Genomic DNA, 22,519 nt, shown 5'->3' on the forward strand with positions numbered 1-22,519 from the left:
TTGGGTTAGCGGAAGACCTATATGACAACCGGTTGACATACAGTATGTCAATCGTTTATCATAAAAATGAATTGATAGTGAATGCGCATTCATCAAAACAATGATGCTATTACTCGTTATGTTGTGCGGGCCAAAGGGATGGGTCAAGGAAAAGGATACAATTTAAAAGGTTTTTGAAACAAAAGGTGGTCATTGCATGCCTAAAATTGAAGATGTGGCTAAAAAGGCAGGAGTTTCCGTCACGACGGTTTCCCGGGTGCTCAATAATCGGGGATATATTAGCCAAAAAACAAGAGATAAAGTAAATCAGGCTATTAAGGAGCTTAATTATCAACCCAATGAAATGGCTCGGGCCTTGTTCAGAAGAAAATCGAATATGATTGGACTTATTATTCCTGACGTATCGCATCCCTTTTTTAGCGAATTGACCTATCATCTTGAGTATTATGCTGATCAACAGGGCTACAAGTTGTTACTGTGCAACTCCAATCGCAATGTAGCTAAAGAACGTCAATATATTGATATGCTGAAGAAGAACCAAGTGGATGCCATTATTATGGGAAGCGCGGTGTTGGACGTCCAGCATTATTTGAATCTGAACTTGCCGATTATTTCGTTTGACCGCACCATCGCTGATGACATTCCCATTGTAACCTCTGATAACTTCATGGGCGGAAAACTAGCGGCAAGACTGCTTCTGGGCAATGGCTGCCAAAATCCAGCCTATCTTTGTCGAGGAATTGACGGGCCGCATCATCAGGCTTTATTGGCTTCCGCCAGAGCGAAAGGATTTGAAGAAGAATTTCTTATGGCTGGGACAAAGCCTATTCTTTTTCAATTGGAGGCTAATGGAGAGGAGGATTCCGAACACGAGAATGAAATCGTTCGTTTTTTGCAGCAATATCCAGAAGTAGATGGTATATTTGCCAGCAGTGATTTTGTTGCCGCCGAGGTGCTTCAAGCCTGCCATCGATTAAAAAGGAGCGTTCCAGACGAAATAAAAATCATTGGATACGATGATGTAAAGGTAGCTTCGTTAGTATCACCGCGACTTAGTACGATCAGGCAGCCTATCCGGGAAATGAGCGAATGCAGTATTGATTTGATCGTTAAGCAGATTAACGGAGAAGTCGTACCGCAAATGAATAAGTTTCCGGTTTCTTTGATTGAAAGAGAGACGACGTTAAGTAACTGAGGCAGAATTACAAAGGTTGAAGAGTGAAGAGTATTTTTACGGCCGTAACTGTCGGGTTTTTATATGTGAATTGGGAGGAATGGGAATATGGGATTTGTAAGCAGAGTGGCTCCGGAGTTGCGGGCGGGCTTGGAAAGTGTTCCTGTTTTCAGGCTGCCTGAAGGTTTGCAAACGATGAGAGAACAACCTCTGAAGCCCGTACAATCCGAGCATGTTCGCATTGAGAAACGTTGGATATCCGGGGCGGATCATCAGGAAATGCTTGTGAATATATATGAGCCGATTCAGAGAACTAGCGAGAAATTGCCTGCACTTCTCTGGCTTCATGGCGGCGGATATGTCATGGGGCATCCGGATATAGATGACATCATATGTATCAGCTTTGCAGAGAAGACCGGTTGTGTCGTGGTATGCCCGGATTATCGGCTTGCCCCGGAGCATCCATTTCCGGCGGGAATCAATGATTGTTATGCGACATTGGTCTGGATGGTTCAAGCAGCAGAAGAATTGAGCATCGACACCTCCCGGATCGCGGTCGCCGGTGCTAGTGCTGGTGGGGGCTTGACGGCGGCATTAACCCTAATGGCACGTGATAAAGGAGGTCCGGCAATTTGCTTCCAAATGCCGCTATACCCGATGATAGACCATCGCAACGAGACGCCTTCGAGTTATGAGATTACCCATCCTGCTGTGTGGAATAGACACAATAATTTGGAAGCATGGAAAATGTATCTTGGTGATGAGGAAAAAGATGAGGAGAAAATATCGCCGTATGCCGCCCCGTTTTGGGCGACAAGCTTCGAAGGCTTGCCTCCGACCTATACGTGCGTAGGGCAGCTAGATCCATTTCGTGACGAGACGATCCAATATGTCGCACGGCTAGCCCAAGCTGGCATTGATGTGGAATTTCAACTCTATCCAGGAGGCTATCATGCCTTCGAATATACAGTTCCGGACGCGGAAATCAGCAGGCGTACAAAAGATGGGTATATTCAGGCACTGGCTAGGGCATTTAACGCCACCAAATCATCTTTTCCCTTAAGTTCATTATAAATATCGGAGGGAAACGCATGTTTGAATTAGACGATATCATTCCGCTCGGAGATAAACCCAATGATTTACTAGCGGTAGGGGAATTGCTTATTGATATGATTTCCAATGAATACGATGATGGCAGATTCGAATGCGATGGATATACCAAGTTTTCCGGAGGAGCTCCCTCCAACATCGCGATGAATGTCAATCGGTTGGGTATTCGTTCCGAAATCGTCTCCGCGGTAGGAAATGATGGATTTGGAACATTCCTGCTGCGACGATTGCAACAAGAAGGAATGGACACAAATGGCATACAGAGACTAGATGCTTCCACGAGTATGGTGGTGGTTACGAAAAGCAAAACGACCCCGATACCCATTTTTTATCGCGATGCAGATTATCAAATAACTTATGACGAGTCGCTAAAGCAAAGGATTCAACATTCCAAAATAGTTCATTTTTCTTGCTGGCCTATTTCCCGAACTCCGGCGCGTCACACACTGGAAAAAGTGCTCGAAGAGGCCCGCTCTCAAGGTCTGTTCATTGGCTTTGATCCGAATTATCATCCGATGATTTGGCAGCGGGGCGAAGATGGAATTCAATACGTCAAATCGATCATTTCCAAGGTGGATGTCATCAAGCCGTCGGAGGACGATGCGGAACGCTTGTTTGGCAAAGATGAGCCTGCCAAGCAATTGGAGAAATTTCTGGAGCTGGGGGCCAAGCTGGTGATTATGACTTTGGGCAAGGATGGGGCCATCGTTTCCAATGGTAAAGAGACGATTGCATTTGACTCTTTAGCTACCGAAGTTGTAGACACGACAGGGGCTGGAGATGCATTTTGGTCTGGTTTTTATGCCGCTTTGATCAAGGGTGATACGATCAGGGAGGCGCTTTACCTTGGATTTGCTGTAAGTGCGTATAAGTTGAGATATACGGGGGCAGTAGTGCACTTGCCGAAACTTGAGGTTATTAAAGAACAATATGGTTTATAGGAGGCTTGGGAATGACAATAAAAAATAAGGTGCAACTCATCACGTATCCCGATTCCATGGGCGGAGATTTGAAGACGCTGAATCATATGTTAACAAAACACTTTGAGGATATTTTCGAGGGCGGAATTCATATTCTTCCTCCGTTTCCTTCCTCTGGGGACCGGGGCTTTGCCCCATTGACCTATCTGGAAATCGAGCCGAGCTTTGGCACGTGGGACGAGATTCGGGAGATTGGGGAAAAATTCGATGTTTTGCTCGATTTGATGGTTAACCACATATCCAGACAGTCCCCGTATTTTCAAGATTTTCTAGCCAAGGGGCGAGATTCCGAGTATGCTGACCTATTTCTAACGCTGGATAAGATTTGGGAGGACGGTGAACCGGTTCAGGATGACATCGATAAGATGTTCCTGCGCAGGCCGCTGCCTTACTCGACATTCAACATAGGCGATAGCGCGAAGGAAGAGAAGGTATGGACGACGTTTGGCAAGACGGATCCTTCGGAGCAGGTCGATCTCGATATTCATTCGCCGCAGACCCGGCAGCTTTTTGAGGCCTTCTTTGAAAACTTTAAAAAGCAGAATGTTAAAATTGTAAGGCTGGACGCCGTCGGATATGTGATCAAGAAGCTGGGAACGAGCTGTTTTTTCGTCGAGCCGGAAATTTATCAATTCCTTGATTGGGTGAAGGTCCTCGCTGACTCGTATAACATCGAACTGCTGCCGGAAGTGCATGCGCATTACAGCACGCAATTCAAGCTTGCGGAGCATGGCTGCTGGATCTATGACTTCATTTTGCCTTATCGGGTTCTGGAAGCATTGATTAACCGGTCGGGCGCAGAGTTGGGCCAATATTTGAAAATCCGGCCGCACAAGCAGTTCACGATGCTGGACTGTCACGACGGCATTCCGGTCAAACCGGACATGGATGACCTCATCGACACCAAAGAAGCAAGAAAGCTTGTTGACGTCTGCCTGGAGAGAGGCTCTAATTTAAGCCTGATTCTGTCGGATGAGCATAAGGCAGAGGATGGATTTGACGTCCATCAAATTCGCTGCACCTATTATAGTGTCCTTAACTGTAATGATGACGCCTATATGGCGGCTAGGGCGATCCAATTTTTTGCACCGGGAATTCCTCAGGTTTATTATGTCGGATTACTGGCTGGTGAAAACGATATGGAGCGGGTTCAAGAGACCGGTGAAGGGCGCGAAATCAATCGTCACAATTATAGCGTTGAGGAAATCGAGCAGGCTTTGGAAAAAGATGTCGTACAGCGGCTGTTGAAGCTCATTCGTTTCCGCAATTCGTATGATGCGTTCAACGGGGAGTTCAGCGTGCTGGATTCGCCGGATGATGAGATTCGCCTCTACTGGCAGAAGGAGCAGAAAAGCTGCAAGCTGACGGTGCAGCTGAAAAGCTACCGGTCTGTGATCGAATACGTTGATGACTTGGACAATACAGTAGAGTATGTTATCTGAGTTCATGTATTCGTGTTTGAGCTAATATTAGAGAACTTATTTTCTGATATTCATCTACTTGGAGTAAGGAGGCGTTAGCAAATTGGCAACTTTACAAGTTAACTTTTTCTCGAAGTGTCTGCGTAGAGAAGTAACATTTAACGCTCTATTGCCGTTAGATTCCCCGGTCATTCCCGGGCAAACCGAAGAGGAGAACGAGATCAAGCCGCTCAAAACGTTATATCTGCTTCACGGGTATTCCGGCAGTTACGGAGACTGGTTAAGCTTTTCGAGGATTCGCGAGCTTTCGGATCAACATAAAATCGCCGTCATCATGCCTTCCGGGGAAAATCACTTCTATGTGGATGACCAGGATATGGGGGCGCTTTATGGTGAATTCATAGGCAAGGAACTGGTAGAGTTCACGCGAACGTTGTTTCCGCTTTCCGCCGAACGGGAAGACACTTTCATCGGTGGATTGTCTATGGGCGGCTACGGAGCCATCCGCAACGGATTGAAATATGCAAGCCAGTTCGGTCGAATCATTGCGCTGTCATCGGCGATTCTTCCTTACAAAATTGCTAACGCAGCTCCTAGTTTCAGTGATGGTGTTGGAGACTATAAATATTTCACGCGGGTATTCGGCAATTTGGAGCATCTCCTCGGAAGCGATAAAGATCCGGAAGCGCTTGTTAGACGCTTGAAGGAATCAGGTGCGCCTATTCCTCTGATCTATATGGCCTGTGGTAACGAAGACTTCTTACTGGATGTAAACCAGCAATTCCGCGATTTCTTGGTTCGGGAGGGTGCTCCGCTCACTTATGTGGAGAGCGCCGGCGCCCACACCTGGGATTTTTGGAGTGAATATATCGTGCATGCCATAGAATGGGCTCTGGGGAATGACCAAACAGCTTAGATCAGCCTATCTTTATGTAATGCTGCCCTACAGAGCGTTTCGTTCTTGTAGGGTTTTTTTACTATGGCCGATCCGATAATAACAATGGAAGAGGTTGCGCAATGAAGGGCGGAGGCATATTCAAAACGAACAGTATCATTTTCAAATTTTCGGTTCCGTTGACGATTATTCTCGTCATTCTGTTATCGGTGCTTCTTCTTAGCAATATTTACTCGCTGGAAGTGGTGCGTAACCATTTTTTCAATAATGCGCGGAACACGCTAACGATCTATGCAGAGAACATCCATAACAACTTAAACATTTACGCCAAAGATTTGACGGAGGTGTTTGAAAACAACATCGACATCGCCACGGATCACTCTGGCACGGGTGGAAACAGCGACTATTTCAAAAATATGCGGTTAATGAATGCATTAAAGGCCAAAATGTCCAACAACTATTCCAGCGACGGAATGTTCATCAAGCTCCCAGGTGATGGAGCTGCGCTGATCCAGTTTGGAAACCGGTTTCAATCGGTGGACAAGCTGATCCTGGCCGATTTTGTGAATGTCCATGCCTTCCAGCCTGTTCCTCAGGCGGAAATGGACCAGTGGACGGATTTTAAAATTGAGGAAGAGCATTATTTGTTCAAGTTCATTATGTACAACGGCGTTACCTTCGGTACCTTTGTGAAAGCAAACAACCTGTTATCCATCGCGGACAGGGAAGGGAGCGACTTTAGCTATTATGTCCTGAGCGACCGCAGCGGAATGGTCCTCGCGTCCACGGCTCTTGAAAATGATAGCGCCGCAGTGAGTATGCCGGAACTAAGGAACAGGTATGGAGACAGCTATCTTTTTATATCGGAGCCGGTCGCCGAGTTCGGACAGATTGTAAATATCACTGCAAAGCAAAATGTTTTTTCGGGATTGAAGCTGATCCAATGGCTGATTATTTCGCTCGGTGTCCTTTCCGTTATCGTGATTCCCCTTGTTTTGAGGCTGCTGGCAAGGGATATTTTACAGCCGATTCTTGAACTGGTCAGAGCAGCCAAGGAGGTGGAGAAAGGCCAGCGGGAACTACCGATTCCATCCGAACGTTATTCTCTGGAGTTTACGAAGCTATTCCATTCCTTTCATTCCATGGTTAACGAAATTACGGCTTTAAAGATTCGCACTTACGAGGAAAAAATAGAAAAGAGCCGCACGGAGCTGAAATATTTACAAATGCAAATCAGGCCGCACTTTTTTCTTAATGCGATTTCGACCATTTCCAGTCTAACCTATCAAAACAAAAACGAGGAGATCCGGGAGCTGCTCAGCCTGCTGTCCCGGCATTTGCGATACATGTTTAAGGGAGCGCTCACGCTGGTCCCGATTCAGGAAGAGATCAGGCACATCGAGAACTATATCCGAATGCAGGAGATCCGCTATCCCGATCAAATTTTCTATATGACGGACATTGACGCTAAGGCGGAACAGATCGAGATCCCCCAATTTCTGATTCAAACCTTCGCGGAAAACATTTTTAAACATGCGTTGACCTATGGCGAAATGCTATCCATTTTTATTCAGGCTAACGTCGTAACGATCGATGGAGAGCTGTTCGTTAAAATTGTAGTGGAAGACAACGGGAGCGGGTTTCCTCCGGCATTGCTCCAAGCAACAGAGCCCTCTGGACAGGAGGGGAAGGATTCGGATGGGCAAGTCGGGATCGCGAACATTCGCAGAACGCTCCAACTGATTTATAAACGAGACGATTTGCTCCATCTTTCGAATGCGGAGCGGTCCGGCGCCAAGGTCGAATTGCGAATTCCGGTTCAGCACGATGCAGAGATGATTGCATAAAGGAGGGAGAGTCAATGCGCTGCATGTTGATAGATGATGACATACCTACGATTGAGGTACTCCGCGATATTATTCGCTGGAACGAGTACGGAATCTCCCGGGTGATGCTGGCGCATAGCGTCCAGGAAGCCAAAATGATTTATGAGGGGGAGGAGCCCGACCTCATTATATGCGATATTGAAATGCCCCGAGATACCGGGATCGATATGATCAAATGGGTTCGAGATCAGGGGTATGATGGCGCCTTTATTTTCTTTACCTGTCATGAGAGCTTTGAATTTGCCTCCACCGCCATATCGTACAACGCGGATTCGTACCTGACCAAGCCGCTCGACAAGCCGAAATTGGAGGCGGCTCTGCACAGGTCGATCGAATCGCTTAAGCGGAGGAGAATGCTGGGCGAATATCGCAAACTTGGGCTCACATGGTTGAAAAACAGAGATCTTGTGGAGAAAAGCTTCTGGAAAGATGTGCTGACCGCCGCTATATCCCCGCGTCTGGATCTGATACAGGCCGAAATACGGAAGCGAGATATAGCTGTATCGTCCGAGCTGAAATACCAGTTATTTCTGGGAAGTGTAGATCGGCACGATTTCGACAACCGTTGGGATGTCAGCACTCTCCTTTATGCCTTATCCAATTTTTGCTCGGAAATGATGCTTGAACGTCCAAACCATGGCCGGGTGATCTCCTATCCGGCAGGCAACCGGATATACACAGCCGTGATTTTTGAAGCCGGCACGGAAAGGAACAAAGTGAAAGCGGACGGCGAGAATTTGATTCGGCTGTGCAGGCAGTATTTCAAATGCAGCATGACGTGTTATATCAGCGAGGAATATAGTATTGCGGAGCTGGCCCGTACCAGGGACGAACTGGAGAGTATGGACGTATCCAACCTCATTTTCAGAGGGAGCCTCCATTTTCAAAGCGATCAATTCAATTACGATACGTCCGAACAGTATATGTTGGATACTCGGCATTTTACAGAGCTTTTTGTTCAGAAGGAGAAGGTGCAAATCGTCAATCGGCTAAAAAAAGAGCTGGAGCAGCTCGCAGCACAAAACAAGCTGGATCCTGCCACGCTGCATTCGATTCGCGAGGATTTCCTTCAGGTAGTTTATGCACTGCTTGCCGACAATCAAATCCAGGCACACAAACTATTCTCCGACGATGTCGCTCAGCGGTTGTACCAAAGATCTGATAGCAGCGTGTTCGATTTCATGAAATGGGCGCACATGATGACGGAGGTCGCAATCGAAACCCTTAAAGTAACGCTGCGCTCTGAAGGGGTCGTTGAACGGGCCAAGCGGTTTATCCACCAGAACTATAACCAGGATTTGAGCCGGGAAGATGTTGCGGCGAGCGTATTTTTGACGCCGGATTATTTGGCCAAAGTATTCAAGAACGAAACAGGCCTGACGATCAAGGAATACTTGAACGAGTACAGAATTGAATCGGCCAAACGGATGCTGATTGAAAGCAGCGCCAGCATTGGTACGATCGCAATGAATGCCGGGTTTGATAATATATCCTATTTTTCCACAGTATTCAAGAAGTTGACGGGAGAGCCGCCGAACGCTTACCGGTCTAAACATAAATAAATGAATAACCTCTTATTTTTGAAAAAACACGCCGTATTATTTAAAGTCATGCGGATCAGAAAGAGATAAGCTGAGATTGAAATCAAAGTGACAGGAGGCAAGGATCCAGTATGAGAACAAAAAAGGGGTTAGTGTCATTACTGCTGACGATCATGATGCTCGGTTCGATTTTAGGGGGATGCGGCAGTGCAGCCGACTCTAATGCCAATTCGCAAGGGGCTGGCGATAGTACAAAGGCCAAGGCCGAAAAAATCGTATTTGCCATGCCGTCGTTCAACCGCATTCCTAGCGACATCGGCAGAGTAACGGATGCCATCAATGCCATAACGGTTCCAAAAATCGGGGTAGAAGTGGATTTTAAAATATTCGGTCCGGCCGACTACGCCCAAAAAGTCAACCTGGCTCTCCAGAGCGGTGAGCAGATGGATGTCTTTACGACGCTCGGACAGTTTACGAGCTATGTCTCGAAAAGTCAGCTGTATCCGCTGGAAGATTTGCTTGAGGAGCATGGAAAAGAATTGCTTGCCATTCTCGAGCAGGACTTCGGCCCTGACATGCTGAAGTCGACTACCTTAAACGGACATATTTACGGGATTCCGGTGAACAAAGGCGTGTCGATTCCGACAAATTTCGTTTACAATGCGGACATGCTGAAGGAGGTCGGCTTCAGCGCGGACGACATTAACTCGGTTGAAGATCTGCCGCAAATTTTTGAGGCGGTCAAGCAAAAATACCCGGAAGTGATTCCATTCGGTCCTGTGAATGTGAACCCGAGCGATCCCGGCCTTATTTTACTGTTAAAAGGGATGTATGAGGCGGACTTCTTGTCGGATACGACCGGAATCGGCGCCGTGATTGGCGATGACTCGCAGGTATTGAACTTTTACGAAACGGAGGAGTTCAAAAGCGGTGTCACTATGATGAGGGAATGGTTCAATAAGGGATATTTGGAGAAGGATGCAGCTACAACCTCTATCGCCTTCTCGGATATGATTTCATCCGGGCGCGGCTTCTCCTATATGGCTTCATACAGCGGTCTGGAAGCAGCGAAGGCCTTAAGCGCGCAGACGGGCAAAAACCTGGAGATGAAGCGCATCGCTCCCTATTATTTCGAGACGGGTGCGGTAAATATGGTCAGCTGGATGGTGTCCAGTACTACGAAAGCTCCGGAAGGAGCCGTGAAATTCCTGAACCTGCTTTACACCGATGAAGAGCTGATTAATACGGTCCTGTACGGGATCGAAGGCGAGGATTATGTCAAGGTGGGCGAGCATCATGTGAAATATCCGGACGGCAAGGATGCTTCTACCGTTGCTTATACCGCCATGTTGAGTACGGGGATTGTAGGCTCCGAATCATTGCAGTACCAGCTTGAAGGCGTGAATTGGTCGGATGTAGAGCTGAAGCTGCAGGAGAACAAGGAAACGAAGAAATCTCCGTTCTTTGGCTTCATCTTTGATCCTAGCGAAGTGAAAACACAGATGAGTGCGGTAACGAACGTAGTGAATCAATATTTGCCTGGCCTCGTGTGCGGGGCATTGGACCCGGAAACAACGATTCCGAAGTTTGTGCAGGCCTTGAACGATGCGGGAGCAGAGGCGATTATCAAGAGCAAGCAGGAGCAGCTGGACCAATGGATTGCTGCACAGAACAGCCAATAAGGAACGAACAACTGTTTTGCGGAGTGGACCTCATGCGGGTCCACTTCGCAGCATGGAGGAGAACATCGATATGACAACCACGACGACAAAATCGAAAGGGCCGAAAAAGACGCTGCCGCTCCTGCTTCTGGCCGTTCCGGGACTGCTGTATTTTATCGTAAATAGTTATATTCCGATGATCGGGATCTTTATCGCCTTCAAGGATATTAACTATGCCAAAGGTATCTTTCGCAGCGATTGGATCGGATTCGACAATTTCAAGTTTCTGTTTCAAACGAGCGATGCCTGGGTCATGACGAGAAACACGCTGTTATACAATACCGCCTTTATCGTATTGGGGACGATTGTGTCGATCATCATCGCCATCCTCATGTCGGAGCTGCTTAGCAAAGCTTTTGCCAAGGTCTTTCATACGAGCCTCGTGCTGCCGAACCTGATCTCGATGGTCGTCCTTTCGTATCTCGTTTTTGCGTTTCTGAACGCGGACAGCGGGTTCATTAACAACTCGATTCTTGCGCCTCTTGGTTTGCCGGAGATCAATTGGTATTCGGAGCCTAAATACTGGCCTTATCTGCTCGTGTTTATTCAATTGTGGAAAACCGCAGGGTATGGGTCGATCGTGTACATCGCCTTTATCGCAGGGATTGACAAGAGCATTTATGAGGCCGCCAAGATCGACGGCGCGGGCAAGCTCAAGCAAATTTGGACGATTACGCTGCCGCTTCTGAAGCCTACCATCGTCATTCTGACGTTAATGTCGATCGGCAGAATTTTCAATTCGGATTTCGGCTTGTTTTATCAAGTTCCATTGAATTCGGGAGCTTTGTACAGCACAACACAAACGATCGATACGTACGTCTATCGTGCGCTTATGCAGGTGAATGACATCGGCATGTCCGCTGCGGCCGGCCTGTATCAGTCGTTAGTCGGCTTCATCCTTGTCATGCTGGCGAATGCGATCGTCAAAAAGGTAAACGCGGATAACGCGTTGTTTTAGGAGGAACATCATGATTCAATCCAGAGGTGAACGGACTTTTTTCGGGTTTTCCGCAGTTGTGATGGGCTTGTGGAGTGTGCTTGCCTTCTTGCCCTTTATTCTTATCGTTGTTGCCTCATTTACGGATGAGTCGGCCCTGATTCGGAACGGGTACAGCTTTTTTCCCGAGAAGATAAGTCTGGATGCCTATCTTTATATGATTTCATCGTCGGCTACTTTTCTTAGAGCCTACGGTGTTTCCTTCCTTGTAACGATTCTGGGAACAGGCTTCGGGCTTCTTATTTCGAGTATGCTGGCGTATCCGATGTCCAGAAAGGACTTCAAATATCACAACGTATTGGCCTTCATCATCTTTTTTACCATGCTGTTTAGCGGGGGAATCGTCCCTTCCTACATCATGTGGACAAAATATTTTCATATAAAGGATACTTTGGCGGCCTTGATCGTGCCTAATTTGCTGACCAACGGATTTTATGTACTGCTGATCCGCAACTATTACAAAAACAATGTGCCCGGGGAGTTGATTGAGGCTGCTCAGATCGATGGGGCCTCCGAATTGCGGACATTCTTTCGGATCATGCTGCCGCTGTCGGTGCCGGTGATGGCGACCGTAGGGCTGTTTATGGGCTTGGCCTATTGGAACGATTGGATCAACGCGCTATATTACATTACGACGCCGAAATATTACGGCATTCAAAATATGCTGATCAATTTGATGAACAACATCCAGTTTCTCAAATCCGGGCAGGCCAGCAATGTAATCGGCGCTGGTGCGCTAGAGCTTCCCAGCACGGCAATCCGCATGTCCATGGCGGTGATCGGGATACTGCCGGTTGCGCTTGTGCTGCCGTTCCTTCAGAAATATTTGACCAAAGGGGTCGTAATCGGGGCCGTCAAAGGTTAACAGGCGAGCGCAATGTAAGCTAATGTATTGAAAAGGAGAACGAGTGCATGAAGGTACAAGATGTGATCGAGCGAATTCTGACGGACTCCTGCGGCGGGAAAAGACTGGAGCAAACCTGCGACCAACTCGTATCCGGCAGTCCGGATATGAAGGTGACAGGGATCGTTACGAGCTTCATGGCTACCGTAGATGTGATCAAAGAGGCGATATCGCAAGGAGCCAATATGATCATTACCCATGAGCCTACCTATTATACCGGGGCGGATAATCTCGACTGGGTCGGAGAAGATCCTGTGTATTTGGCCAAGAAAAAAATGATTGACGATCATGGGATCGCGATTTGGCGGTATCATGATCATATGCATATGGCGCAGCCGGACCGAATTTATGAAGGGCTGCTTAAAGAAATCGGCTGGGAACAATATCAATCGGACGAGGGTCAGCCCTGGGTTTACGTGATTGAGCAAACGACGGTGGGAGAACTGGCACAATTTCTTAAACAGAAATTGGCTATGGATGTGTTGCGCGTCGTCGGAAACCCTGATGCAGCCTGCTCCCGAATCGGGATTTTAGTCGGCGGCGGAAGCCTGGGGCTCGGCAAAGAGTATATGCCGATGCAACTGATGAGAGAGCAGAACCTGGACGTGATGATCTGCGGCGAAATAACCGAGTGGACGTTATGCGCTTATGTTAATGACGCCGCCATGCTGGGGATGAACAAGGCGATGCTGATTGTCGGCCATGAGCGCAGCGAGGAGTGGGGGATGAAGCATATGGCTAGTTGGCTTCAGCCGCTCGTTGGCGATATTCGCGTAAGCTTTGTTGATGCGAGAGAGCCGTTCCGTTATTTGTAATGTTATCGTCTTGATACACGACCCGATTTAGAATTGAATGGGGCAGAGAACTTGAGAAAAACCATAACACCTTCAAGGATGTAAATCATGTCGCAGGATATGAAAAACAACTGGAAGGTGTTTTTTTATATTAGAATATATCAAAAATAAATTAGAATACATCATTGAATCAAACCGTTCAAAGTTTTAATGTTAGAGTAACTAAATAATTGGCAGCGCTTCCAATTGACGAAATGACTAAGAAGGAGGCATTGCCTAGGGAATATGCAGTATGATTGGTGAATTTTTCAAGTGGGATGCAAGGTCTAAAGACCGGAAGAATAACGGGACTTGTATTCCGATGGAGTCATATTCATATACAGCTTGAACCATTTGGAAAAATAACTGACATGCTGGTAACCGGACTCCAGTGCAGCTTCCAAAACGTTGTACGATCCGGTACGGAGTAAATTGGCGGCCTTATTGATCCGGATAAAATTCAAATATTCCATCGGCCGCATCCCGGTTTGCGATTTAAAAAATTTGCAAAAATGGGAGCGGCTAAGGGAAGCCACGGAAGCTAACTCATCCAACCCCAGTTTTTCAAAGGAATTTTCCTCCATGTAAGTTAGTACTTGTTTGATTTTCTGGTCCAACTCATGCCCATGGTGATTTCTCAGTTCATCGTTTTTCTCGATCAGCCCGTATTTGAAAATATCCGCGATCAGCAGCAGCAGGAGGCCTTTCAAGCTCATTTCAAATGCTGGTGACCGGTGCTCGTAGGTGATCAGGAGCTGCCGTATGCAGTCCAGTAATGTGGAATGGGTTTCGTTAGATAGGGACAACAAGGCGGGAAGTCTAGCAGTTCCCAGCAGGAGCGGTTCTAAAAATAGTTTCTGTATACGATCCGATTGGAGCGAAGACAACCAGGATAATCTGAACACGATAGAGTAATAGCAAATTTCGTCACTATCAACGTTAGTTCCCGAATGAAGCTCTCCCGGATGAACGATGAGTGCTTCCCCCGCTTGAATTGCATACTCACGATTCTCGATGCGGAAGAAGGCATTTCCCTTGGCCAAATAAATGATCTCTATCTCATTATGCCAATGGATGGGGAGAATGGATTTGACGTCGGCAGGATGCTCCACATGGTAAATGTACAATGGAAATTCGGGCACGCCGTGCGGTTTGCTCTCCCGGTAACGATGTTCATACATGGTGTCCTCCTGGAAAACGTAATATTGTGATAGAAATGCGTAATAACATGGTAGATACTGCGCCATGAACGATAATATCATGATATTAGATCAAATCCAACAGGAAGGGTAGCGATAATTTTGCAGCTGACTCAATTTCAAACGGAATCAAACGGCATTACATTGCACACCTCCAACGGGCTTATGCACATCGAGTTTTGCACACCGGGTATTGCCAGAATTCGTTATACACTGGAATCCCAATTTAGCGATAAACCGAGTCTTATGATTGTTAACCGTCCGGAGAGAGGGGACATACAGTGGACGATGGCCGATCACCCTGTGTATTTGGAATTATCGACTGATTTACTCTCGATTCGGGTGGACAAATCGACTTGCACATTCAGTTATTGGGATGCGAACGGCAAGCTGCTGGCGAAGGAACCGCCTAGAGGCGGCAAAACGCTGGAGCGCATCGACGTTTATCGTACGACCTTCGACGCTTCGGCAAGCAAGGTTGAGACGGATCGTGGAGCCGATGGTCTTCGCGCAAGAGCAGTTGGGGAAGACTGCGTCCTCGACAGGCAGGCCTGCCATACGAAATTGGAGTTCGAATGGCAGCCGGACGAGGCGCTGTACGGGCTTGGCTCTCATGAAGAGGGCATGATGAATCTTCGGGGCAAACACCAGTATTTATATCAGCAAAATATGAAGGCGGTCGTCCCGGCCCTTTTATCGACGCGAGGCTACGGAATTTTGGTCGACTCTTATTCGTATATGAGCTTTCATGACGATTCCTTCGGCTCGTACATCTGGACAGATGTTGACGATGAAATGGAATACTATTTTATTTACGGTCCTGAATTCGATCAGATCATAGCCGGGATTCGTTACTTAACGGGAGAGGCGCCGATGCTTCCGAAATGGGCCTACGGCTATGTGCAATCGAAGGAGCGTTATGTTTCTCAGGAGGAATTGATTGCCACAGTAGAGGAACATCGGAACCGTGCTCTTCCCCTTGATGGTATCGTATTGGACTGGCAGTCATGGACAGGCGAGCTGTGGGGGCAAAAGACGCTGGATCCGCAGCGCTTTCCGGACCCCTCCGGGATGATGCGCAGGTTACATGCACTTAACGCAAAGCTTATGGTATCGATATGGCCCATCATGAGAGAGGGCGGAGACAATCATCGAGAAATGAATGAGCATGGCTTCTTGCTCGGCAATCAGGCTACTTATGACGCTTTCAAGAAAGAAGCACGACGGTTGTATTGGGAGCAGGCCAATGCTGGACTGTTCTCCCACGGGATAGACGCATGGTGGTGCGACTGTACCGAACCTTTTGAAGCTGACTGGAAAGGGGCAGTGAAGCCGGAGCCTGAACAGCGCATGCTGATGAACACGGCGGAGGCCAAACTTTATCTCGACCCGGAGTATATTAATGCATACTCGCTGCTGCATTCCCAAGGCATCTATGAAGGACAGCGAGCCGTCACCGCCGATAAACGGGTCGTGAATTTGACGCGCTCTGCCTACGCTGGGCAGCATCGCTACGGCACGATAACATGGTCGGGTGATATAGCGGCCAATTGGGAGACGCTTAAAAAGCAGATTGCCGATGGCCTTAATTTTTGTATGACTGGATCTCCCTATTGGACCTTGGATATCGGCGCGTTTTTTGTTCACAACAACAAAGATCTTTGGTTCTGGAACGGAGATTATGACGGAGGAGTTGCGGATCTGGGCTACCGCGAGCTGTACGTCCGCTGGTTTCAGCTTGGGGCCTTTCTTCCGATGTTTCGTTCCCATGGGACGGACACGCCAAGGGAAATCTGGCGGTTCGGCGAACCTGGAGAGCCGATTTACGATACGTTGGTAAAGTATTTGAAGCTTCGGTACAGGCTGATGCCTTACATCTATTCGCTTGCAGGGGCCGTTACACATCGCAGCTATACGATGTTTCGGGCGCTGGCTTTTGATTACAGGGAAGATGTGCGCGTGCACAATATTGATGACCAGTTTTTGTTCGGGCCGGCATTCCTTGTTGCGCCTGTCATAAAGGCCATGTATTACGAGCCCGAATCCCGCGAGCTTCATGGCGTCAGCAAAACGCGCAGTGTCTACCTGCCGGAAGGCGAATGGTACGATTATTGGAGCGGTGAACGGATGGACGGCAGCAAGACGATTGAGGCCAAAGCTGATCTGGATACGCTTCCTCTCTTTGTACGTGCCGGCTCCATTGTTCCTCATGGCCCGGATATTCAATACGCGAACGAACAGCCGGGAGCGCTTATTCGCTTGATAGTTTACTCCGGCAGGGATGCCGAGTTCACCTTTTATGAAGATGAAGGGGATACGTATAACTACGAGAAGGGTTCCTACTCTATGATTGAAATGAAATGGTGCGAAGAAGACCGGACACTGACGCTAGGGCAGAGGAACGGCAGTTACGACAGCATGCCGGCAGCGAGACAATTCGTTGTGGAAATCGCGGGCAAACCCGGTCAATGCATCATTTCTTATCAGGGCAGCCCTGTAGTTGTTCAGGAAAGTGATTTTGAAAGTTCACTTTAATTTTCCGTTGGGATGATTGTCTACTATCCATTCACGTGAGATTTGCGATTTAAAGGTTGGAGTTCCTATCCGCCTATGGCGATTGAGAGTCTCCAGCCTTTTTTATACACGGCAAGCCTGGAGGCAGAGGCAGGCTTAACCGAGTGATATTAAGAAATGACAACGCTTTCTTAAGAATGTTGGCTTACCGCGGCTTCTCCTAGGAGATAAACTTAAAAACAAGGAGGGACATGTATGGATCTTGATACACGAATTACAGGCCCAGCCGTAATGAGCCGGAAAGCATTGCTTTGGAAGCGGTTTAAAAAGCAAAAAATCCTCCATCTCTTTGTTGGACTCGGTATGGTCTTTTTGCTTATTTTCTCCTATACGCCGATGTTCGGCATAATTATGGCGTTTAAGGAATATTCCATTTCCTCCGGCATTAAGGGGATTTTTACAAGCGATTGGGTTGGACTCAAACATTTCGACGAGTTCGTGAACGACTATCAGTTCAGCACTATTGTTCGGAATACGCTGGTCTTGAGCTTTCTTAAAGTCATTTTTGCTTTTCCGGCTCCAATATTGCTGGCGATTTTGTTAAACGAGGCTAAAAATATCCGGTTTAAGCGGATTGTCCAAACCGTTAGCTATTTACCGCATTTTATCTCGTGGGTTGTTGTCGTTGGCATCGCCTTCTCTTTTCTGTCCGCCGATATCGGACTTGTGAACAAAGCGCTAATGACTCTAGGCATCATTGACAAACCGCTCGATATCCTTACGAACCCTAATTATTTCTGGGGGCTGGCTGTCGGAAGTGCCGTGTGGAAGGAGATGGGCTGGTGGACGATCATTTTCCTGGCAGCTATCGCTGGGATCGATCCAACCCTGTACGAGGCAGCGCAAATTGACGGTGCCGGAAGGCTGGCGCGCATTCGTCATATAACGTTTCAAGGTATGAAAGGGACGATCGTCGTGGTGCTGATCCTCACAATTGGAAGCATCCTGGGCGGAGGATTGGTAGGCTCAAATTTCGAACAGGCTTACTTGTTCGGGAACAGCATTAACAATCCGACCTCGGAGATCGTGCAGACTTACGCATTTAAGGTCGGCTTAAGGGACGGCCGGTTCTCTTATGCGGCGGCTATTGACTTGATCCAGTCCGTTATCTCGGTCGTGCTGATCTTCTCCAGCAATTTCATCGCCAAGCGTACGTCGGGATCAAGCTTATTCTAGGAAAGGAGAGGCCGGTAATGACGCTAAGTCAACGACAAAAGGACCGGATTATGGATACATTGATCACAGTCATATTATTCGTAATCATGTTGTCTATGTTTTATCCGTTCTATTACGTTCTGATCCTCTCGCTCAACAAGGGGACCGATTCGCTTCTTGGGGGGATATATTTATGGCCCCGAACCTTCACGTTGGAGAACTATACCCAGTTTCTGAGTGACCCGCACTGGTATCAAGCTTTTCTGGTGACTATTTTAAGGACGGTAACGGGAACTGTGCTGGGTGTCCTATTAACCTGCCTTGTTGCTTACGGACTCTCGCACCGCAACCTGCTGTTCCATAAAACGTATTTCACGATCATCATTTTTGCGATGTACTTCTCGGGGGGGCTGATCCCTTACTATGTGGTGCTGCGTTCGATCGGGCTGCTCAATACGTTTGGTGTTTATATCATACCTTCCATGTTAAGCACCTTTTTTTTACTGATCGCCATCTCGTTCTTTCGTGAAATTCCAGGGGAACTGAAGGAATCCGCGCACATGGACGGAGCGAACGAGCTCGTCATTTTCTACCGGGTTATTCTTCCCGTCTCGATGCCGCTAATCGCTACCATGGCGCTTTTTATGGGGGTTGGCCAATGGAATTCCTGGCTGGACTCCGCTTACTTCGTCCAATCGGAAAGTTTAAGGACGCTTGCGTTCCGGATGATGGAAGTCATCAATAAGAGCAATGCACCGATGGACGCGATCGCCGTTGCGAACAGCGCGTCGGCAGGCGTCACGAGCTATTCGCTTCAAGTCGCGGCCATGGTTATTTCCATTGCACCCATTGTGTGCGTATACCCGTTCCTGCAAAAATATTTCATTCAAGGAATCATGCTAGGTTCCGTAAAAGGTTGATCAATTCCCATGATATTAAAGTGATTACTTTAATATAAAACATTATCATCCATGGAGGGGTTATATGAAGAGAAAGAGGAGTAAGAAGGTATTGCTGTTATCGCTGATTGTTGTGCTCGTGCTGACATTGCTGTCGGCATGCGGCAAGGACAATACGGGTCAGAAGGAAAGCGCTGGAACCGGAAATAAAGAACTGGGGAAGAGCGGAGAGATTAAGGAGCTCTCGTTGTTTATCGATGCGCCTTGGTATCCGGTTAAGGAATGGAAGGGACCGGTGGCAGAGAAAATTACGGAAAAAACCGGTGTCAAACTGAAAGTTACTATCGCAACGGATGATAAGCAGCTTCCGTTAATGATTTCCTCCGGAGATCTTCCGGACCTTGTCTTCACCTACGCCAACATTGATCGAATGTCGGACTCGAGGCTGTCCTATCCCTGGAATGAGCTGATTGAGGAATATGCGCCGGATTTCAAAATCGATAAGACGAGAATTGCAATTCATACGATGGATGACGGCAATTTCTATACCGTCCGAAATTCCTTTGCGACACACGAGGAGATGAGCCAAAACAAATACGCGATTGGCAGTGACGGCAATCCCGGCATTGCTGTACGGGAAGATATCCTGGAGGAACTCGGCAATCCGCCAATAAATTCGGTGGAAGATTTCGCGAAGGTTCTAGGCATGGTCAAAGAAAAGTACCCTGATATGATTCCTCTTACTATGGATAAAGATTGGATTGAGCAATATTTTCTGCAGCAGTTAGGCGTTGAAGCTCTGTTAGATGGCTGGTACGAGCGAGATGGAAAAGTGGATTATGCCATTAAACAGCCAGAGATGCTGGAATTTTTCAAGTTTATGAATAGCCTGTATCGCAACGGGTATATTTTGGCAGAAAATTTTGCTTACACGAACGATCAGATTGACGATCAATACGCGACTAGCGGGAAGGCGTTCGCTCACAGCCATACAGTCAGCACGGCAGACACGGACAACATCAAAATTAAAAATAACGGAGAATCATTCACGTTCAAAATGCTGCCCAGCGGTTTGTCTGATGAAGCGAAGGTGGTCAGTACAGGGCTTGGCTTCGCCGGTACGTTTATCACCAAGAAAAACAAGGACCCTGAAGCTTCCATCAAATTCATTGAATACCTGGCAAGTGATGAAGGCAGAAAACTGACTATGTTTGGTGTCGAGGGCGAGCATTGGACATGGAACGAAGAAGGGTATCCGGATCTGAAATACGATCCGTCCGACGCCGATTTCATTAACAGCAACGGCATCAAGTGGTGGTATCTATACAACGATGGAGTCATGGAAGGCATGCAGGGATACGTTCCTGGCACGCAGAAGACACAGGCTTTAATGGAAAGGAAAGAAATCACGGTCTATAAGCCGGAGATCGGCTTGATCCAGACGCAACCGGATAGCCAAGAGAAGACAATCAAGACTAAGATTGACGAGATGATCAAAAATGAGAAGGTTAAAATCTACTTGGCGAAATCGGAAGAGGAAGCCGTTGCGAACTACGAGAACATGGTGAAGACCGCCGAGAAGATGGAGTTGCAGAAGCTGGTCGATTGGGCAAACGCAACATATCAGAAGAAGAAGGGACTGTTTGAATAAGTGGGATAATCCGGTAGAGACGCCCTGCGTCTTTACCGGACTTTGCTTATAGTATGCAGTTCTTTAGAAATCGAGAGGACAAGGAGTGAACATCATTAATATGACAAAACAAGGGTTAAATCCTTACCTTCCATCATGGGAATACATTCCTGATGGAGAACCGTATGTTTTTAACGGCAGAGTTTATGTTTATGGCTCGCATGATCGATATAACGGACATGCTTTTTGTTTAAACGACTATGTATGCTGGTCAGCACCCGCAGCGGATTTGGCTGACTGGCGGTATGAAGGTGTGATCTACAAAAAAACAGATGATCCGCTTAATCCGGATGGCAGCATGTGTCTGTATGCACCGGATGTCACAGTTGGACCGGATGGGAGGTATTATCTGTATTATGTTCTTGACAAGGTTCCCATTGTTTCGGTTGCTGTCTGTGATTCTCCGGCTGGCAAATATGAGTTCTACGGCTACGTTCGATATCCCAATGGAATACGTCTGGGAGAAAGAGAGGGCGATGAGCCTCAATTTGATCCGGCCGTGATGACAGAAGAGGGACGAACTTATCTGTATACCGGCTTTTGTGCCATCGGAGACAAATCACGAAAAGGTGCCATGGCTACGGTGCTTGGTCCAGATATGCTCACCATTGTGGAAGAACCGGTGTTTGTTGCGCCAAGTGAACCGTACAGCAAGGGCAGCGGGTTTGAAGGACATGAGTTTTTCGAGGCGCCATCCATCAGGAAGCGAGGCGATACTTATTACCTGATCTATTCGTCGGTTGTCATGCATGAATTGTGCTACGCGACTAGCCAATTTCCGACGAGAGGCTTCGTATACCAGGGGGTCATTGTAAGCAATAATGATCTTCATATTGATTCCTATAAACCGGCTGAAAAACCTATGTATTATGGTGGAAATAACCATGGCAGCGCCGTTGAAATTAATGGGCAGTGGTATATTTTTTACCATAGACATACCAACGGTACAGCTTTCAATCGGCAGGGCTGTATCGAACAGATTTCATTTCTGGAGGACGGAACGATTCCTCAGGTGGAGATGACCTCCTGTGGTTCGAATGGAGGACCGCTCGCAGGGCGCGGAGAATATCCTGCATATCTGGCCTGTAATCTGTTCTGTAAAGACGATGAGCTGTATACAGGAGGTTTTGGCGCTTCAGGGGCATGGATGGATAGCCGTTTTCCGAAAATAACCCAGGATGGAAAAGACGGAGATGAGGAAATCGGATACATTGCCAATATGACGGATTCAGCTACAGCTGGATTCAAATACTTTCAATGCAGTGGAATCCGGAAGGTTACAATCAAAGTGCGCGGGTATTGCAGTGGTGCCTTTGAAGTAAAAACGGCATGGGATGGTCCGGTTCTCGGAAGGATCCCGGTTGGCTTCACGAATATATGGAAAGAGTACTCTGCCGAATTGGTCATTCCCGATGGCATCCAAGCATTATATTTTACGTATACGGGCATGGGAGGCGCAAGCCTGGCTTCGTTTACATTGGAATAAGGTAAGGGCGAATAATCGCCTAGGGACGTTCGCACATCTACCAGATATTGTCGG

17 protein-coding genes are annotated in these 22,519 nt (G+C 47.5%); 16 read left to right on the plus strand and 1 reads right to left on the minus strand.

The window, feature by feature from the left end:
- Positions 1-196: 196 nt before the first annotated feature.
- From G358_RS0111040 to G358_RS0111090, 11 genes are all read left to right on the plus strand, one after another.
- Entirely contained in the window at positions 197-1,195 is a 999-nt protein-coding gene (locus G358_RS0111040) for a LacI family DNA-binding transcriptional regulator (protein ID WP_019637280.1), read from the plus strand.
- A gap of 87 nt (positions 1,196-1,282) precedes the next feature.
- A complete protein-coding gene (locus G358_RS0111045) occupies positions 1,283-2,248 on the plus strand; it encodes an alpha/beta hydrolase (RefSeq protein ID WP_019637281.1) in 966 nt (321 codons plus the stop codon).
- A gap of 17 nt (positions 2,249-2,265) precedes the next feature.
- A complete protein-coding gene (locus tag G358_RS0111050) occupies positions 2,266-3,225 on the plus strand; it encodes a carbohydrate kinase family protein (protein ID WP_019637282.1) in 960 nt (319 codons plus the stop codon).
- An 11-nt stretch (positions 3,226-3,236) separates the two neighbouring features.
- On the plus strand, positions 3,237-4,706 hold the full coding sequence (gtfA, locus tag G358_RS0111055; RefSeq protein ID WP_019637283.1) for a sucrose phosphorylase: 1,470 nt from the start codon (positions 3,237-3,239) through the stop codon (positions 4,704-4,706).
- 82 nt (positions 4,707-4,788) lie between these two features.
- On the plus strand, positions 4,789-5,601 hold the full coding sequence (locus tag G358_RS0111060; protein WP_019637284.1) for an alpha/beta hydrolase: 813 nt from the start codon (positions 4,789-4,791) through the stop codon (positions 5,599-5,601).
- Between the two features lie 101 nt (positions 5,602-5,702).
- Positions 5,703-7,427 (plus strand): sensor histidine kinase, encoded by a 1,725-nt coding sequence (locus tag G358_RS0111065; protein ID WP_019637285.1) that lies wholly within the window; start codon positions 5,703-5,705, stop codon positions 7,425-7,427.
- Between the two features lie 14 nt (positions 7,428-7,441).
- A complete protein-coding gene (locus G358_RS0111070; RefSeq protein ID WP_019637286.1) occupies positions 7,442-9,028 on the plus strand; it encodes a helix-turn-helix domain-containing protein in 1,587 nt (528 codons plus the stop codon).
- A gap of 110 nt (positions 9,029-9,138) precedes the next feature.
- A complete protein-coding gene (locus tag G358_RS0111075) occupies positions 9,139-10,689 on the plus strand; it encodes an ABC transporter substrate-binding protein (protein ID WP_019637287.1) in 1,551 nt (516 codons plus the stop codon).
- A 70-nt stretch (positions 10,690-10,759) separates the two neighbouring features.
- Complete coding sequence (locus G358_RS0111080) at positions 10,760-11,686, plus strand: ABC transporter permease (RefSeq protein WP_019637288.1); 927 nt, start codon at positions 10,760-10,762, stop codon at positions 11,684-11,686.
- Between the two features lie 10 nt (positions 11,687-11,696).
- Positions 11,697-12,590: a carbohydrate ABC transporter permease gene (locus G358_RS0111085; RefSeq protein ID WP_019637289.1), complete on the plus strand. Its 894-nt coding sequence runs from the start codon at positions 11,697-11,699 to the stop codon at positions 12,588-12,590.
- 47 nt (positions 12,591-12,637) lie between these two features.
- Entirely contained in the window at positions 12,638-13,444 is an 807-nt protein-coding gene (locus tag G358_RS0111090) for a Nif3-like dinuclear metal center hexameric protein (protein WP_019637290.1), read from the plus strand.
- Positions 13,445-13,749: 305 nt separating this feature from the next.
- Here G358_RS0111090 and G358_RS0111095 read toward each other — a convergent pair whose 3' ends face one another.
- A complete protein-coding gene (locus tag G358_RS0111095; RefSeq protein ID WP_019637291.1) occupies positions 13,750-14,643 on the minus strand; it encodes a helix-turn-helix transcriptional regulator in 894 nt (297 codons plus the stop codon).
- Positions 14,644-14,763: 120 nt separating this feature from the next.
- Between G358_RS0111095 and G358_RS0111100 the strand changes: the two genes are divergently transcribed.
- The 5 genes from G358_RS0111100 to G358_RS0111120 all read left to right on the plus strand — a co-directional run bounded on the left by G358_RS0111100 (position 14,764) and on the right by G358_RS0111120 (position 22,465).
- Entirely contained in the window at positions 14,764-17,196 is a 2,433-nt protein-coding gene (locus tag G358_RS0111100) for a glycoside hydrolase family 31 protein (protein WP_019637292.1), read from the plus strand.
- 234 nt (positions 17,197-17,430) lie between these two features.
- Positions 17,431-18,411: an ABC transporter permease gene (locus G358_RS0111105; RefSeq protein WP_019637293.1), complete on the plus strand. Its 981-nt coding sequence runs from the start codon at positions 17,431-17,433 to the stop codon at positions 18,409-18,411.
- Between the two features lie 17 nt (positions 18,412-18,428).
- A complete protein-coding gene (locus G358_RS0111110) occupies positions 18,429-19,310 on the plus strand; it encodes a carbohydrate ABC transporter permease (protein ID WP_019637294.1) in 882 nt (293 codons plus the stop codon).
- Between the two features lie 64 nt (positions 19,311-19,374).
- On the plus strand, positions 19,375-20,940 hold the full coding sequence (locus G358_RS0111115; protein WP_019637295.1) for an extracellular solute-binding protein: 1,566 nt from the start codon (positions 19,375-19,377) through the stop codon (positions 20,938-20,940).
- Positions 20,941-21,040: 100 nt separating this feature from the next.
- Positions 21,041-22,465 carry a family 43 glycosylhydrolase gene (locus G358_RS0111120; RefSeq protein WP_019637296.1) on the plus strand — a complete coding sequence of 475 codons (1,425 nt, stop codon included), beginning with the start codon at positions 21,041-21,043 and terminating at the stop codon, positions 22,463-22,465.
- The last annotated feature ends 54 nt before the right edge of the window (positions 22,466-22,519 follow it).

This window comes from Paenibacillus fonticola DSM 21315 (assembly GCF_000381905.1).
Classification (GTDB): Bacteria; Bacillota; Bacilli; order Paenibacillales; family Paenibacillaceae; genus Fontibacillus; species Fontibacillus fonticola.